This window comes from Enterobacter dykesii (genome assembly GCF_008364625.2).
Classification (GTDB): Bacteria; Pseudomonadota; Gammaproteobacteria; order Enterobacterales; family Enterobacteriaceae; genus Enterobacter; species Enterobacter dykesii.
Genome location: NZ_CP126604.1, coordinates 2,892,419 through 2,907,866, shown reverse-complemented (window position 1 = coordinate 2,907,866; position 15,448 = coordinate 2,892,419). Strand labels below are relative to the sequence as shown.

Genomic DNA, 15,448 nt, shown 5'->3' with positions numbered 1-15,448 from the left:
ACTCCTCGTTTGCCGATAATAGTAATCCAGCTTTATAGTGTATAAATATACAGTAATAAGTGGAGGCAGCATGGACTACAGCATCAAGCAGCAACAGAAACGTAAGATTGCCGGTTTTCATTTGGTCGGACCGTGGGAACAAACGGTAAAACAGGGCTTTGAACAGCTGGTCATGTGGGTGGACGGGCGCCACATTGAGCCGCTGGAGTGGGTTGCGGTCTACTACGATAACCCCGATGAAGTCCCGGCAGAAAAACTGCGCTGCGATACGGCCGTTACGGTGCCGGACGATTTCGTTATCCCGGAAAACAGCGAAGGCGTCATGATGACGGAAATCGCGGCCGGGGATTATGCCGTGGCGACGGCGCGCGTGGAAAACTACGACTTCGCCACGCCGTGGTATCAGTTCTTCAACTCTCTGCTGCAGGACAATAAGTACCAGATGGCGCTTAAACCCTGCTTCGAACGCTATCTCAATGACGGCAATGCAGACGGCTACTGGGATATCGAAATGTATATCGCGGTAGAGCGTAAAACGGCTTAAGCCTGCTAAACGAAGGGTTTTTCAGCCGGGGGCGATCCGCCCGGCTGAAAACACAGTACAATTGTGATTTGCCGTGTAGCTGGAGAGCGGGTGTGCGTCCCGACAAATCATTAACCCCTTTTGAAATTCGGTTGTACAAACATTACCGCGTGGTGCACGGGTGTCGCATCGCGCTGGCGTTCGTATTGACGTTTGTACTGGTCCGTTTGCTTGATGTTCCGGAAGGGACGTGGCCGCTGATCACCCTGGTGGTGGTGATGGGGCCCATCTCGTTTTGGGGGAACGTTGTTCCGCGCGCCTTTGAGCGAATTGGCGGGACGGTTTTAGGCTCGGCCCTTGGGCTTATTGCCCTTAAGCTGGAGCTTATCTCGTTTCCCGTGATGCTGGTATGGTGCGGGGCCGCCATGTTCCTGTGCGGCTGGCTGGCGTTGGGCAAAAGACCGTATCAGGCGCTGCTGATTGGTATTACGCTCGCGGTGGTTGTCGGTGCGCCCGCCGGGGATATGACCACTGCGCTGTGGCGAAGCGGGGATGTCATCCTGGGGTCACTGCTGGCCATGCTCTTCACCGGCATCTGGCCGCAGCGCGCTTTTCTGCACTGGCGTATTCAGATGGCGAACTACGTCACCGCCTTTAACCGCGTCTATCAGGCCGGTTTTTCTCCGAATCTGGTCGAGCGTCCCCGGCTGGAAAAGCATCTGCAAACCATCCTCAACGACGTGGTCAAAATGCGCGGCCTGATCACTCCCGCCAGCAAAGAAACCCGCATTCAAAAATCGATTTTCGAAGCCATCCAGACGGTAAGCCGCAACCTGGTCTGCATGCTTGAACTGCAAATCAACGCCCACTGGGCTTCGCGTCCCAGCCATCTTTTGATGCTTAACGCGCAGACCCTCAAAGAGACCCAGCAGATGACGCAGCAGACGCTGTTGACCATCGCTCATGCGCTCTATGAAGGGAACCCTCAGCCGATACTGGCCAACAGCGAACGACTGAATGAGATCGTCGCGGAGCTGAAGCAGTTAATCAATGAACGCCAGAGCGATAACGTGGCGGAAACCCCTATTCATGGCTACGTCTGGCTGAGCATGGAACTGGCGCGGCAGCTTGAGCTGTTATCGCACCTTATTTGCCGGGCGCTGCGCAAATAAAAGGCGTATGTGACGCCTGCTGCTTCGATTCAGCAGCAATTGGGGTTATGATAGCTTTAAACGATATACTCATTGTCATTCGCAGCCGCTGTCAGTAAGGTTATTGTTACAACGGTTGCCTTAACGAATCCGAATCTCACATTATCAGGGGTGTAAAAATGGAAACTACCAAGCCTTCGTTCCAGGATGTTCTGGAATTCGTCCGCCTGTTCCGCCGCAAAAACAAGCTGCAGCGTGAAATCCAGGACGTTGAGAAGAAGATCCGTGACAACCAGAAACGTGTTCTGCTGCTCGACAACCTGAGCGACTACATCAAGCCAGGCATGAGCGTTGAAGCTATTCAGGGCATCATCGCCAGCATGAAGAGCGACTATGAAGACCGCGTTGATGACTACATCATCAAAAATGCTGAGCTGTCCAAAGAGCGCCGTGACATCTCTAAAAAGCTGAAAGTGATGGGCGAAATCAAAAACGGCGAAGCAAAAAGCGAGTAATCGCAGCGAATGGTGAAAAAGGCTCTCTGGTGACAGAGAGCCTTTTTTATGATTCAGAACGCGGCTGTAGCTGATAAATCCAGGCCTGAACCTGCTTGCCTTCAAGGGTGGTCACCGTGACCTCAACCCGATCGTAGCCGTCTTCAAACTCATCCAGCATCTGCCAGTGTGCGGCAAGGTTATCAGAGATAAACAGATAGCCTTCGACGCGGGGGCCGTCAGGGTGGAGCACAATTCCCGGGAAGTCCGCCGCAGCGCCCCAGCCGCGTTCGTAAAACGTGCCGGATACGGAACCGGCCAGCCATTCGCCGCCGATGTTTTCAAGAATATGCGCATTACAGTGGCCCGGGCGCAGCGTGCCGTAGACAAACAGAGCGTTCATTTTCCCTCATCCGCAAAGCAAAAAGCCTGCTTTAAAAGCAGGCTTTTTAAATTTGGCTCCTCTGACTGGACTCGAACCAGTGACATACGGATTAACAGTCCGCCGTTCTACCGACTGAACTACAGAGGAATCGTTGTGGAGGCTTATCTTAGCGGCGAAAAAAGTTTTGTCAAACCTGATCTTAGGGAAAATCGACTGATTGCTGATTCTGTCGTCAGTTTGTTGTAAATCCACACATCTTTTTCAGGAAAATACTTTGCAGGATTAGCATTTGTCCCCCATCATTTGAAATGGAGTTTCAACTTTTCTCGCTAAGGTCCATTTTGAACGTCACTGCCTCCTTACGCCAGGCGATAACGCGCACGCCATGGTATGCAAAACGTAAAAGCTATCGTGTCCTGTTCTGGCGTGAAATCACCCCTCTTGCCGTGCCTATCTTCCTGGAAAATACCTGCGTTCTGCTGATGGGGGTTCTGAGCACTTTTCTGGTGAGCTGGCTGGGGAAAGAGGCGATGGCTGGGGTTGGGTTGGCGGACAGCTTTAACATGGTGGTGATCTCGTTCTTTGCCGCCATAGACCTCGGGACGACGGTGGTGGTGGCCTTTAGCCTCGGCAAGCTGGATCCCAAACGTGCACGCGAGGCGGCCCGCCAGTCACTGATGATCATGACCATTTTTTCGATCGTTCTGGCGGCGGTGATCCACTATTTCGGTAAAGAGATTATCGATTTTGTCGCCGGGGAGGCCACGAACGAGGTTAAAGACCTGGCGCTGACCTACCTCGAGATGACCGTCATAAGCTATCCAGCGGCAGCCATTGCCCTGATTGGCAGCGGCGCGCTGCGCGGGGCGGGCAACACCAAAATTCCGCTGCTGATCAACGGCGGGATGAATATCCTGAACATCATTATCAGCAGCGTACTGATTTACGGCGTGTTCTCGTGGGAGGGGCTGGGGTTCGTCGGTGCCGGGCTGGGCTTAACCATTTCACGCTATATCGGTGCGGCAGCCATCATCGGGGTGCTGATGGCCGGGATTACCCCCTCGCTGCGTCTGACGCTGAAAAGCTATTTCCGTCCCTTTAATTTCGCCATTATCTGGGAAGTGATGGGGATTGGCATTCCCGCGAGCATAGAATCGGTGTTATTCAACGGCGGGAAGTTGCTCACGCAGATGTTTGTCGCCGGGATGGGGACCGACGTTATCGCCGGTAACTTTATCGCCTTCTCTATTGCCTCGCTGATTAACCTGCCGGGTAACGCGCTGGGTTCAGCGTCCACCATTATTACGGGTAAGCGGCTCGGGAAAGGGCAGATAGGCCAGGCGGAGCGGCAGCTGCGGCACGTGTTCTGGCTGTCGACCATTGGGCTAACGCTGATCGCCTGGGGAACTGCGCCGTTTGCCGGGCTGATGGCTTCGTTCTATACCCACGAAGACGACGTTAAAGAGGTTGTTAAGATCCTCATCTGGCTCAACGCGGCCTTTATGCCCATCTGGGCAGCCTCATGGGTACTACCCGCCGGGCTTAAGGGGGCGCGCGATGCCCGCTTTGCGATGTGGGTATCGATGCTCGGCATGTGGGGATGTCGCGTTGTCGTGGGGTATACGCTCGGGGTGATGCTCGGATGGGGTGTGGTCGGCGTCTGGCTGGGGATGTTCCTCGACTGGGCCGTGCGGGGCGCGCTGTTCTACTGGCGGATGGTCAGCGGGCGCTGGCTGTGGAAATATCCGCGGAAAAATGCCTGACAATTGCGCGAAGTGGAGAATAATTCGGCAAACGATCGGAAATGTGCATTCTGCCTTTGACATCCCGGGGGAGCATCGATAATATGCGCCCCGTTCACACGATTCCTCTGTAGTTCAGTCGGTAGAACGGCGGACTGTTAATCCGTATGTCACTGGTTCGAGTCCAGTCAGAGGAGCCAAATTTAAAAAGCCTGCTTTTAAAGCAGGCTTTTTGCTTTTCTGCGCAAGGCAAAATGCAAAACGGCAACCTTGTTGCCGTTTTTAGTGTTTGCACCCTCTCCCGTGGGAGAGGGTTGGGGTGAGGGCACCAGACCGCACGAAATTACACACCAATCGGCGCCGTCGCCTCAACCAGCCACTCACGCGCATCGCTATCCACCAGCGGTGACAATGCCTTCCGTACCTGCTGATGATATTCATCCAGCCACTGCTTTTCCTGCTCGCTCAGCAGATGCAGCTCAACCTGACTTAAGTCGATCGGGATCAGCGTCAGCGAGGCAAATTTGCAGAACCCCGGACGGCTCTCCACAATCTCCACCTGGTTTTCAATGCGAATACCGTGGCTATCACCCAGATAGTAGCCCGGCTCGATAGTCATGATATTGCCCGCCACCAGCGGCCACGGGTTGACCTTTTTGGCGATGCGATGCGGGTTCTCGTGGATCAGCAGCTGGTGCCCCACGCCGTGCCCCGTGCCGTGATCGTAATCCAGCCCCATCTCCCACAGCGGGCGACGCGCAAACGCATCCAACTGATGCCCCTGAGTCCCGGAAGGGAACTGCAGGGTAATGAGCGACAGGAAGCCTCTCAGCACGGCAGTGTAGTGCAGGCGCTGCTGCGGATCGACCTGACCCCACGCCAGCGTGCGCGTGGCGTCGGTGGTGCCGTTAGCATACTGGCCGCCGGAATCGTTCAGGTAAAAATGGTTATAGCCGATAGGCTTATTGCTGGCCTCGCTCGAATGATAGTGGCACATCGCCGCATTGCTCGAAGAGGCGGAGATGGTCGCAAAACTCTGCTCGATGAACCCAGGCTGCTGTTGACGGAACGCAAGCTGCTGCGCCTGAGCGTCCAGCTCGGTTAGCGGTTGCCCAGCCGCCTCGCGCAGCGGCACTTCACGGCTCAGCCAGGCGAGGAAGTTAACCCACGCGGCACCGTCCCGGTGATGGCACTCGCGATAGCCTGCCAGCTCGACCGGGTTTTTGGTGGCTTTCATCAGGGTGATAGGGTCGGTCCGCCAGACAATTTCTCCGCGTGGTTCAATGGCGAAGCGCAGGGCAACCGGCGCGGAATCTGCATCAACCATCACCCGCTTGCCTTCAGCAATCTGCTGGCAGCGTTCGACAAAGGCGTTCTGTGGTGCAATGCTAAACGCATTGCGCACATCTTCAGGCAGGGCGCTGAGCTTGTTGTCGTTAACAAACCACTCAACGTGACCGTCACGTCCAAGAAGGGCAAATGAGAGCGGTACCGGGCTGTAAGGGATATCCGCACCGCGCACGTTTAGCAGCCAGGCGATGTTATCCGGCAGGGTAACGGCGAGATAATCGACGTTGTTCGCGGCCAGCACGGCGGCGACGCGCTGACGTTTGTCCGCGCTGCGTTCTCCGCTGTGGTCAACCGGCATTTCACGGATAAGCCCCGTCGGTCCGGCAGGGCGATCGGTCCATAGCGTGTCAAACGGCGAGGCCTTCAGAGGCACCAGCTCGCACGGCGTGGCTGACAGTTGCTCAAACTCCGCGTTGGTCATCAGCAGCGGGTCAAAACCGATGCGCGTGCCTGCATCAACGTTTTCTGCCAGCCATTGAGCCAGCGGCTCGTTGTGCAGGTGGTGAATTTCAATCTCGCCCAGATTCACCTGAACGCGGGCCTGAACCTGATAGCGCCCGTCGACGAACAGCAGCGCTTTGTTTTTCAGCACCAGCGCCACGCCGGCAGAGCCGTCAAAGCCCGTCAGCCAGGCCAGCTTTTCGTCGTACGGCGCGCAGTATTCGCTCTGCCAGGCATCCGCGCGCGGGACGATCATCCCGTCGAGATGGCTGGCCTCAAGCCAGTGGCGTAGGGCAGAGAGCGGTGATGTGCTGGACATTGTTTTTCCTTATCGTTATTAGCGGAACGGCGGCTCGTTGAAGGTGCGCAGCTTGCGGGAATGCAGCCTGTCACCTTCCGCCCGAAGCAGGTCGATGGCGCGAATGCCGATTTGCAGATGCTCTGAGATAGCCCCTTCGTAGAAACGGTTGGCCTGGCCGGGCAGCTTAATTTCGCCGTGCAGCGGCTTATCGGAGACGCACAGCAGCGTGCCGTACGGAACGCGGAAGCGATATCCCTGCGCGGCGATGGTGGCGCTCTCCATATCGATCGCCACCGCGCGGCTCAGGTTGAAGCGCAGCGCCGATGCGGAGTAGCGCAGCTCCCAGTTGCGGTCATCCGTCGTGACGACCGTACCGGTGCGCAGGCGCTGTTTAACCTCTTCTCCTGGCATGCCGCTAACCTCTTTGGTAGCGTCATACAGCGCGCGCTGGACTTCGGCGATGCTCGGGATTGGGATATCCGGCGGCAGCACCGCATCAAGCACGTGGTCATCGCGCAGATACGCATGGGCCAGCACGTAGTCTCCAATCAGCTGGCTTTCGCGCAGGCCGCCGCAGTGGCCAATCATCAGCCATACGTCCGGGCGCAGTACCGCCAGATGGTCGCAGATGGTCTTGGCATTTGACGGGCCAACGCCGATGTTGATCAGCGTAATGCCCTGACCGTCGGCGGTGATCAGGTGCCAGGCGGGCATCTGGTGCTTTTTCCACGCCAGGTCGGAAATGGCCTGCTCGGGCGCTTCGGTTTCAGCGGTGATCCAGATCCCGCCCGCGCAGGAGAGCGCGATATACGGGCTCTCCGGGTCGAGGATCTGGCTGCAGCCCCAGCGGACAAACTCATCAACGTAGCGGGTGTAGTTGGTAAAGAGCACGAACGGCTGGAAATGTTCGACTGGCGTACCGGTGTAGTGGCGCAGACGTGCCAGGGAGAAATCGACCCGGCGGGCGTCAAAGTGCGACAGAGGAGAAAATTCGGCCGGGTGATAAATCCCGTCTGCCGTCTCATCGCCAATCTGCGAAAGCTCGGTGGTCGGGAAGTGGCGGGTCAGCCCCGCGCTCATGGAGCGGTCAAGGGTTAACGCCGAACCGTCAATCACGTACGGATACGGGATCTCATGCTGCGAGGGCTCAACGGCAATGTGCGCGCCGTAATCCTGATACAACAGCGTAAGCTGTTCTTCAAGATACGGTCGGAACAGCGCAGGGCGGGTGACGGTGGTGCTGTAGCAGCCGGAGTGGGTAAAACGGGCGTAGGCGCGGGTTTTGGGATTACTGCTGGCGCTGCCGTCCCAGGTCACAGAGAGCGATGGATAAACAAAAAGGCCCTCGGTTCTGGCCTTTTGATCGGGGAGTTTCCCTGTTTCGATATATTCGCTAATGGCGCTGCGCAGCGCGTTGACGGACTGTTCATACAGCGCGTCGAGTTTTTCCAGCGCCTGAGCCGGGGTCAGGCTGGAGCCCTTATTATTCATCTCTGTCTCCTTGTTCCACAGGTGTGCGACTCTACCCGATAGTATGTCACACGCCCGTGAAACAAAAGGGAGATCAGCCGTGGCTCGTCTCTTTCATCAGCAGCGCCGTTGCCGCCGACAGCAGGCAGCCGGCCAGCAGATAAATCGCCACGCTGTGCCAGTTGCCGCCGGAGAAGGTCACCAGCGCGGCGGCAATAAACGGCGTAAATCCGCCGCCGACCACGCTTGCGACCTGGTATCCCACGCCCGCGCCGCTGTAGCGGTAGCTTGCGCCAAACAGCTCGGTGAACATCGGCTGCTGCACGCACACCACCATGTCGTGAGCGATGTTGGCGAGCATGATGGCGAAGAAGACAATCCAGAAGATCGACTGCGCCTCGAGCGCCATAAAGAACGGCCAGGCGCTGAGGGTGCCAATCAGCGCTCCGGTGATGTAAACGCGACGGCGGCCAAACCTGTCCGCCAGCCAGGCGAAGCAGGGTATAGTCAGACAGCTGATCCCGCCGACCAGCAGGCCAATATTGAGGAACAGCTCGCGGGGAAGACCGAGGTTCTGCGTCGAGTAGTTCAGGGCAAACGCGGTGACGATATACATCGTCAGCAGCTCGCACAGGCGCAGGGCGATAATTTTCAGAAAAGCGCCAGGGTGCTGAACCAGCGCTTCCATCACAGGCAGACGCTTTTTGGCGAGCGGTTTTTCCAGCTGTTGTTTGTCAAACTCAGCCGACTCCTCCATCCCGTTACGGATCCACAGTGCGGCGATGACCAGCACGATGCTGAATATGAACGGAATGCGCCAGCCCCAGCTCAGGAACTGCTCGTCGGTAGTAAGCTGGCTGATGAGCGATACCAGCCCGGTGGAAAGCAGCAGGCCTACGCCGTACCCGACCTGCACGCCGCTGCTGTAAAACGCTTTTCTGTGCTTCGGCGCGCTCTCAACGGACAGCAGCGCCGCACCGCCCCATTCGCCGCCTACGGCGAAGCCCTGGATGGCGCGCAGGGTGACCAGCAGTACCGGTGCCCACCAGCCGATAGAGGCAAACGAGGGGAGAATACCGATAAGCGCGGTGGCGATCCCCATCATCCAGACGGTGAGCATCAGCATGCGCTTGCGGCCCAGGCGGTCGCCGAAGTGGCCGAAGATCACCCCGCCCAGCGGGCGAAACAGAAAGCCGACGCCGAAGGTGGCAAACGCGGCGAGCGTGCCCATCGCGGGGCTGACCTGAGGAAAGAATTCCCGGTTAAACACCAGGGCGGCGGTGATGCCGTAAAGCAGAAAATCATACCAGTCGACGACGGCACCCGCGAAGCTGCCTAAGGCTGCGCGGCGGGCACGATTGAGCGAAGGTGTCTCCTCGTTGGGACGATCGGAGATGAGGGTGGAGTCCATAGTTGTCCTGTCCGTACTAATTTTTAATTATTGGTATAAGAAAAGGTCACTCACATTGCGCCCGTCATATAAACGGAACCTATGAGACTACCGCGACAAAACGCCTGAGAAAACGTTTTTATCTTTCCGGAAGGCGTTGAATAAATAAATTTCATCTTCGCCTGCGGCGAGATAATTGTGTCTTCTGGTTCCGTTAAAGGCTGAATGGTTTACAGTAATAGTGACCGCCGCGTGAGTTAAGCTGAGGGAATAATGATGCAACGCACCTTTTCGGCATTCTGGATGATTCTGTTTTTATTCGTCGCACCGCTTCATGCGGAGCCCAACGTCTATGGTGAACAGCGTATCAGCGGCTGGTGGAATGCGCTGACGGATGATATTTCACAAACCTGGAAAGAGCCCCAACGTTACGACCTGTACCTGCCGTTTCTGAGCTGGCACGCTCGCTTTATGTACGACAAAGAAAAAACGGACAATTACAATGAAATGCCGTGGGGCGGTGGTCTGGGCGTTTCTCGCTATAACGAAGAGGGCAACTGGAGCGCGCTGTTCGCGATGATGTTCAAGGACTCGCACAACGAATGGCAGCCCGCGATGGGGTATGGCTGGGAGAAGGGCTGGTACCTGGATAATGCCAAAGATTTCCGCCTTGGGCTCGGTGCCGCAGCGGGCATCACGGCGCGAGATGATTTTGCAAACTATGTCCCGCTCCCCTTCATCTTCCCGCTGTTTTCAGCCGGGTATAAGCGCGTTACCGTCCAGTTCACCTATATTCCCGGAACGTATAACAACGGCAACGTGCTCTTTGCCTGGCTGCGCTTAGGCTTTTAAAGGGTGATCACCTTTTTTGCCACGGCGTTAGACAATACCAGCATGGAGAACAGAACAGAGGTGACGAAGGTGAGCACAATCAACGCCAGCTTCATACCGAGAGAGGTCACCGGAATCAGCGCCGTCAGCAGATGAAACACCGAGTAGTGCACAATATACACGCCGGTCATCGTTTTGCTGATGGCGGCCAGAATAGACTCCTTAAATTCAGCATTGCGGCGAAAGCGCACGCCGTTCGCCGCAATCACCAGCGCGATGATCAAAATGTAAATTTGAGAGCCGGTGAGGATAAAGGCGTTTCTGTCCGCCTTGAACAGCGCGAAGAAGAAGTGGCGCTCGTAAAACCAGGTGAAGAGATAAATAAACGGGATGGCGACAACCGCCGCCCTGACGACTTTTTTGCGGCTAATCCACTCGGCGATTTTCGGGTCACAGAAAAGTTGCCCCGTCAGATAAAACAGCAGCCACGTCCACAGCCGATACTGCGGTGAAAGCGAAAGGACGTGCGTTTCAGGATAGAGCGCCGATAGCAGATCGTATCCGTAGGAAAAGAGCAGCAGGGCAGCAATCGCGCCGCAGAACAGCGCTCGCCGCTGGCTAAGCCACTCCACCGCCGGGTGGAAGGTGTAAATCACCACAAAGGCGAATACGAACCAGGGCTGGATTAAATACCCGCGCTGATAAGGCTCCCACAGGTAGTAGATCGTTATCCAGAACAGAAAAACAATCACCAGACTTTTAATTTTACCCAGCTGCCAGCGCGTGCCGTGCCGCGATTGTCCGTCGAGATAGCCCGACACCACAAAAAACAGCGGTGTGGCAATCGTCGAGATAAAGGTTAAAAACCCCAGGATCCAGTGATAGTCATAATCATAATGATCCCAGGTGTTGTAGATGGTGAAGAAGGTAACCGCCGTCATACAGCCCAGCGTCTTGATTATGTTCAGCCCTGTCGCATTCATTGTTGTTTGGCTTCGTCCTTACGATGGAAACACGCGTAGATCACGGGGAGTACCAGCAGCGTCAGGATTGTAGCAAACCCCAGTCCAAACATAATGACAACGGCCATGCTCTGGAAGAAAACGTCCAGCAGCAGCGGAGCCAGGCCAAGTACGGTAGTGAACGCGGTGAGCAGGATAGGGCGCAGGCGCGAGGTCGCGGCGTACACGATCGCGCTGTGCTGATCCTTTTGCGTTTTCTGCTGTTCGATCTCTTCCACCAGCACGATGCCGTTGCGGATGAGCATCCCGCTCAGGCTCAGCAGGCCAATCAGCGCCATAAAGCCAAAGGGAATGCCGGTAAGTAAAAATCCCGGCGTGACGCCAATCAGCGCCAGCGGCACGGTCAGCCAGATGGCGACGGCATTTTTCACCGAGCTGAACATCAGCACCGTGATGACAAACATCACCAGATACCCAATCGGCAGCGTAGTGAATAGCCCCTGCTGCGCTTCGCTGGAGTTTTCCGCGTCGCCCCCCCACTCGATACTGTAGCCGTGTGGCAGGCTAAGGGCATCAATCTGCGGCTTCACGCGGGCGAGAATGTCCCCGGAGGTTTGCTGGCTCAGCGGGTCCGGGTCCGTCTGCACCGTCAGCACCCGCGAGCGGTCGCGTCGAAGGATGAGCGGATCTTCCCACTCCAGCGAGAAGCGGCTGACGACGTTACTCAGCGGGATATACTGCTGCCGCGTCTGGCTCCACACCAGCACGTTGTTCAGGTGACTGGCATCCAGCCTTTCGCTTTCCGGGGGCCTCACCACCACGGGCAGCAGGTCGCTGCCTTCCCGATACAGCCCCGCCCGGCTGCCGGAGAAATTCATCTCCAGCGCGTTGTCGACGTCCTGTTTATCCACGCCAAGCTCGCGGCCCAGGGCGGCAACGTACTGTGGGCGGATGACCTTGCTGCGGTTTTGCCAGTCGTTCCTGACGCTGCCAGTAGCAGGATCGCGCGTGAGGATGTCGTCCACCTGGCTGGCAATCAGGCGCAGCCGGTCAGGGTCGGGGCCTTTAATGCGCACCTCAATGGCGCTGTCGCCGGAGGGGCCAAACATCACCCGTTTGGTGCTGGCGTTGACCTGCGGATAGTTTCGCGCGATGTACTCGTCCACGTGGCGCGTCAGGGCGGAGATGTTGCGCTGGTCGTCCATGCGCACCATGATCTGCGCATAGTTGCCGTACTGCCGCTGTCCGCTGTAGGTGAGAATAAAGCGCATACTGCCCTGACCAATGGTCGAGACGGTGGTCTCCACCCCCGGCTGGCCGTTAATGGTTTTTTCGATATCGCCGGTCATTTTCTCGGTCCACTTGATATCGGTCCCGTAGGGTAGCCACAGGTCGACAAAGAAAATCGGCGTATTAGACGACGGGAAAAAATTTTGCCGTACGGCGCCGAAGCCCCAAATGGACGCCGCCAGCAGCGCAGCCATCACAATGAGCGTCGGTGCCCTATGGTGCAGCAGCGTGTTAAGCAGGCGCTGGTAGGCGCGGTAGAGTCGTTTGTCGTAAGGATCTGACTCGTCGGTTTTATCGGGCGCGCTGTCGTTTTTAAACAACCACCACTTAATCAGCACCGGGGTGAGGGTGAGCGCAGAGAACCAGCTCAGCATCAGGGAAATCAGCAGCACCTGGAACAGGGATTTACAGTATTCCCCGGTGGAATCTTGCGACAGCCCGATAGGCGCAAACGCCAGGATGGCAATCACCGTCGCTCCCAGCAGCGGCAGGGCGGAGCGGCGGATGATGTAGTTTACGGCGGTTAACAGCGGAGAGCCCTGCTGTCGGGCAATCAACACCCCTTCGACGATCACGATGGCATTATCCACCAGCATGCTGAGGGCGATAATCAGCGCCCCGAGCGAGATCCGCTGCAGCTCAATGCCACACAGATACATAATCAGCAGCGTGCCCAGCACGTTAAGGGCGAGAGAAACCGCAATGATGATCCCGCTGCGTACGCCCATAAAGATCAGCAGCACGCCGATGACGATCGCCAGCGCCATCAGGAAGTTAATAATAAAACCGTTAACGGAATGGCCCACTTCGGCTGCCTGATCGTAAAACAGGTCTATCTGTATGCCTGCCGGTTTTTCCGCCGACATCTGGTTTAGCTTTGACTCCAGCGCGTGGCCCACGTCGATCACGTTCACGCCGGGAATAAACGAGACGCCCATGGTGACGGCTTTTTTGCCGTTGGCATGGTAGATACTGGCTGGCGATTCGTTCAGCCCGCGCGACAGCGTGGCGATATCCCGCAGACGCGTCGCCGCCCCGGTGCCGGAAGGCGTGATGATGAGATCCGCCAGTTCATCAAGATTTTCGAACTCACCGGTCGGGTGCAGGCGAATGGATTCGGTGCCGGAGGTGATTTCTCCGGCGCTGGAAACGACGTTAAGTCTGCTGAGCAGGGCGGAAAGCTGGTTCAGCGTAATGCCGCGCGCGGCCATTTTGGTCAGGGAGATATCGATGTTGACCTGTTGACCAATGGCCCCGCCGATGGCGACCTTCGCGACCCCGGGGACCAGAATTAACTCGCGGCGCAGCTGCTCCGCATATCTCACCAGTTCAGGATTACTGAATTCGTCTCCGGAAATGGCGAAGAAGAAGCCGAACACGTCGCCGAAATCGTCATTTACAAAGGGCGTGACGACGCCGGGCGGGAACAGACGCGAGGCATCGCCCACGCGGCGGCGCAGTTCATCCCAGATCTGCGGCAGCTCGTTCGAGTGATAGCGCGAGGCAATGTTCACGGTGATTTGCGACAGGCCGTTTGAGGAGATAGAGCTTACGTTGTCCAGATAGGGCAACTGCTGAAGGGCATTCTCCAGCGGAAGCGTCACCTCTTCTTCCACCTGCTGAGCGGATGCGCCGGGGTAGTGGGTGACCACCACTGCGGTTTTAATGGTAAAGGCGGGATCTTCCAGCCTGCCGATATTCAACAGGGCAAAAATACCCCCGATGCCCAGCAGCAGGATCGTTAGCCAGACGCGAACGGGGTTATTAATAAATTGACGAGAGATATCCATTACAGTCCCCGTTCACGCGTCCAGATACGCACCGGCTGGTTAGCATGAAGCTCCCCAACGCCAGCGGCCACCACGCGCTCACCCGCCTTAAGCCCGCTGGTAATCATCACGCCTTCGGTACTCACTTGCCCCACGCTGACCTTGCGGTCTTCAAGATGGAGCGCGTCGCCTTCGCCCGTTACGACCCAGACGTGCGGCTCATTGCGCGGTCTGTTGTCCGGGTTAAAGACTGACTCAACCGGTACGACCAGCGCCTGATCGCCCGCGCCCGCCGGGAGGTTGCTTAAATTGATGGTCACCGTACCGCTTACGCCACCGACGGCGGGAAAATCATCCGGGCGCGGCATGGTCAGTATCACCTGCCAGGTCAGGGTATTGCTGTCGCTGCTGCCCGAGTGTTCTTTGTAGACGGCGGTAAATTCCCGATCCGGAATGGCGTTGATTTTCACCACCGGGCGATACTGGGCGTTACGGATATCAAAGGTCTTAAACAGGTTTTCAGGGATGCTGAACACCACGTCAAGCAGGTCGGTGCGGGTTAACGTCGCGATGGGCTGACCGGCAGACACCACCTGATGGTTTCGGACATGCACGCTGGCCGCCGTCCCGCTGAAGGGGGCGACGAGCGTCATCTGATTCAGCTCTTCCTGGGCAATTTGTAGCGCCGCATTCGCCGAATCGCGGTTCGCACGCTGCACGTCCATTTCTGCTTTCGAAATCGCCTGGCGGCCCGCCAGCGTCTGGAATCGATCGAATTGCCTCTGGGCCAGCGTCGCCGCCGTTTGTCTGTCGTTAACCCGCTGCTGGGCTTCACGGGCGTTTAATCTGGCTAGCTGTTGCCCCTGCTTGATGGCTGCGCCCTGACGCACATCGAGCGCTTCAATTTGACCTGCGCGCTTGAAGGAAAGGTCTGTGGCATCGCCCGATTCAATGCGGGCGGGAAAAATTCGCTGCTGGGCGTGACCGGGAACCGTCACCTCCGCCACTTTTACCATCCTGGGCAGGGGGGCGGCTTGCTTCGGTTTCGGGTCGCACGCCGTGAGCGTTAACAAAACGAACGGTAAAAGAGAGAGGTAGCGGTTCACTGTATTCCCCTAATAAATAACTGTTTTATTTATTCCATAGCCTGGACAGGGGTGACACTATTCTGCCAGAACAGTGACGACCATATAGGTAAATAAACCAATCGCCGTGCTGGCGATAATGGCAAGCGCAATAAACATACCCAGACGGATCAGGCTTAAACCATACATACATTCCTCCATGAGCCGGAAGCGGTAGCTGACTATGAGCATAGTCGGCGAAAAGATAAATGTTAAATAACCATT

Annotated in this window: 12 protein-coding genes and 2 tRNA genes; 6 read left to right on the top strand and 8 right to left on the bottom strand. The window is 56.9% G+C overall.

Annotated features, from left to right (window positions below; genetic code table 11):
* Positions 1 to 70: 70 nt before the first annotated feature.
* From sbmC to F0320_RS13945, 3 genes are all read left to right on the top strand, one after another.
* On the top strand, positions 71 to 544 hold the full coding sequence (gene sbmC / locus F0320_RS13955; protein ID WP_126331292.1) for a DNA gyrase inhibitor SbmC: 474 nt from the start codon (positions 71 to 73) through the stop codon (positions 542 to 544).
* Positions 545 to 636: 92 nt separating this feature from the next.
* A complete protein-coding gene (locus tag F0320_RS13950) occupies positions 637 to 1,695 on the top strand; it encodes an FUSC family protein (protein ID WP_126331295.1) in 1,059 nt (352 codons plus the stop codon).
* 158 nt (positions 1,696 to 1,853) lie between these two features.
* Entirely contained in the window at positions 1,854 to 2,189 is a 336-nt protein-coding gene (locus F0320_RS13945; protein ID WP_008499467.1) for a DUF496 family protein, read from the top strand.
* Positions 2,190 to 2,235: 46 nt separating this feature from the next.
* Here the strand turns inward: F0320_RS13945 and F0320_RS13940 are convergent, their stop codons facing one another.
* Together F0320_RS13940 and F0320_RS13935 are read right to left on the bottom strand one after the other, a co-directional pair.
* Entirely contained in the window at positions 2,236 to 2,571 is a 336-nt protein-coding gene (locus tag F0320_RS13940) for a gamma-glutamylcyclotransferase family protein (protein WP_126331297.1), read from the bottom strand.
* A gap of 53 nt (positions 2,572 to 2,624) precedes the next feature.
* A tRNA-Asn gene (locus tag F0320_RS13935) sits at positions 2,625 to 2,700 on the bottom strand.
* A gap of 161 nt (positions 2,701 to 2,861) precedes the next feature.
* On the opposite strand from F0320_RS13935, the gene emmdR reads away from it, so the two are divergent.
* Complete coding sequence (emmdR, locus tag F0320_RS13930) at positions 2,862 to 4,316, top strand: multidrug efflux MATE transporter EmmdR (RefSeq protein ID WP_126331340.1); 1,455 nt, start codon at positions 2,862 to 2,864, stop codon at positions 4,314 to 4,316.
* Between the two features lie 103 nt (positions 4,317 to 4,419).
* Positions 4,420 to 4,495, top strand: a tRNA-Asn gene (locus F0320_RS13925).
* A gap of 143 nt (positions 4,496 to 4,638) precedes the next feature.
* On the opposite strand, the gene F0320_RS13920 is transcribed toward F0320_RS13925, so the two are convergent.
* From F0320_RS13920 to shiA, 3 genes are all read right to left on the bottom strand, one after another.
* On the bottom strand, positions 4,639 to 6,405 hold the full coding sequence (locus F0320_RS13920) for an aminopeptidase P family protein (protein WP_149323935.1): 1,767 nt from the start codon (positions 6,403 to 6,405) through the stop codon (positions 4,639 to 4,641).
* Between the two features lie 18 nt (positions 6,406 to 6,423).
* A complete protein-coding gene (locus tag F0320_RS13915) occupies positions 6,424 to 7,878 on the bottom strand; it encodes an AMP nucleosidase (RefSeq protein ID WP_047652434.1) in 1,455 nt (484 codons plus the stop codon).
* A 73-nt stretch (positions 7,879 to 7,951) separates the two neighbouring features.
* A complete protein-coding gene (gene shiA, locus F0320_RS13910) occupies positions 7,952 to 9,268 on the bottom strand; it encodes a shikimate transporter (protein WP_126330293.1) in 1,317 nt (438 codons plus the stop codon).
* Between the two features lie 255 nt (positions 9,269 to 9,523).
* On the opposite strand from shiA, the gene pagP reads away from it, so the two are divergent.
* Positions 9,524 to 10,099 carry a lipid IV(A) palmitoyltransferase PagP gene (gene pagP, locus F0320_RS13905; protein ID WP_047652432.1) on the top strand — a complete coding sequence of 192 codons (576 nt, stop codon included), beginning with the start codon at positions 9,524 to 9,526 and terminating at the stop codon, positions 10,097 to 10,099.
* Here the strand turns inward: pagP and F0320_RS13900 are convergent.
* Genes F0320_RS13900 through F0320_RS13890 form a run of 3 tightly spaced genes read right to left on the bottom strand, consistent with a single transcriptional unit; the run spans position 10,096 to position 15,205 of the window.
* On the bottom strand, positions 10,096 to 11,061 hold the full coding sequence (locus F0320_RS13900) for an acyltransferase (protein ID WP_126330291.1): 966 nt from the start codon (positions 11,059 to 11,061) through the stop codon (positions 10,096 to 10,098). The two genes, pagP and F0320_RS13900, sit on opposite strands and share 4 nt — an antisense overlap.
* Positions 11,058 to 14,120 (bottom strand): efflux RND transporter permease subunit, encoded by a 3,063-nt coding sequence (locus tag F0320_RS13895; RefSeq protein ID WP_126330289.1) that lies wholly within the window; start codon positions 14,118 to 14,120, stop codon positions 11,058 to 11,060. The genes F0320_RS13900 and F0320_RS13895 overlap by 4 nt, the downstream gene beginning before the upstream one ends.
* Positions 14,120 to 15,205, bottom strand: a complete 1,086-nt coding sequence (locus F0320_RS13890) for an efflux RND transporter periplasmic adaptor subunit (protein ID WP_185807261.1) — start codon at positions 15,203 to 15,205, stop codon at positions 14,120 to 14,122. The genes F0320_RS13895 and F0320_RS13890 overlap by 1 nt, the downstream gene beginning before the upstream one ends.
* Positions 15,206 to 15,448: the final 243 nt, after the last annotated feature.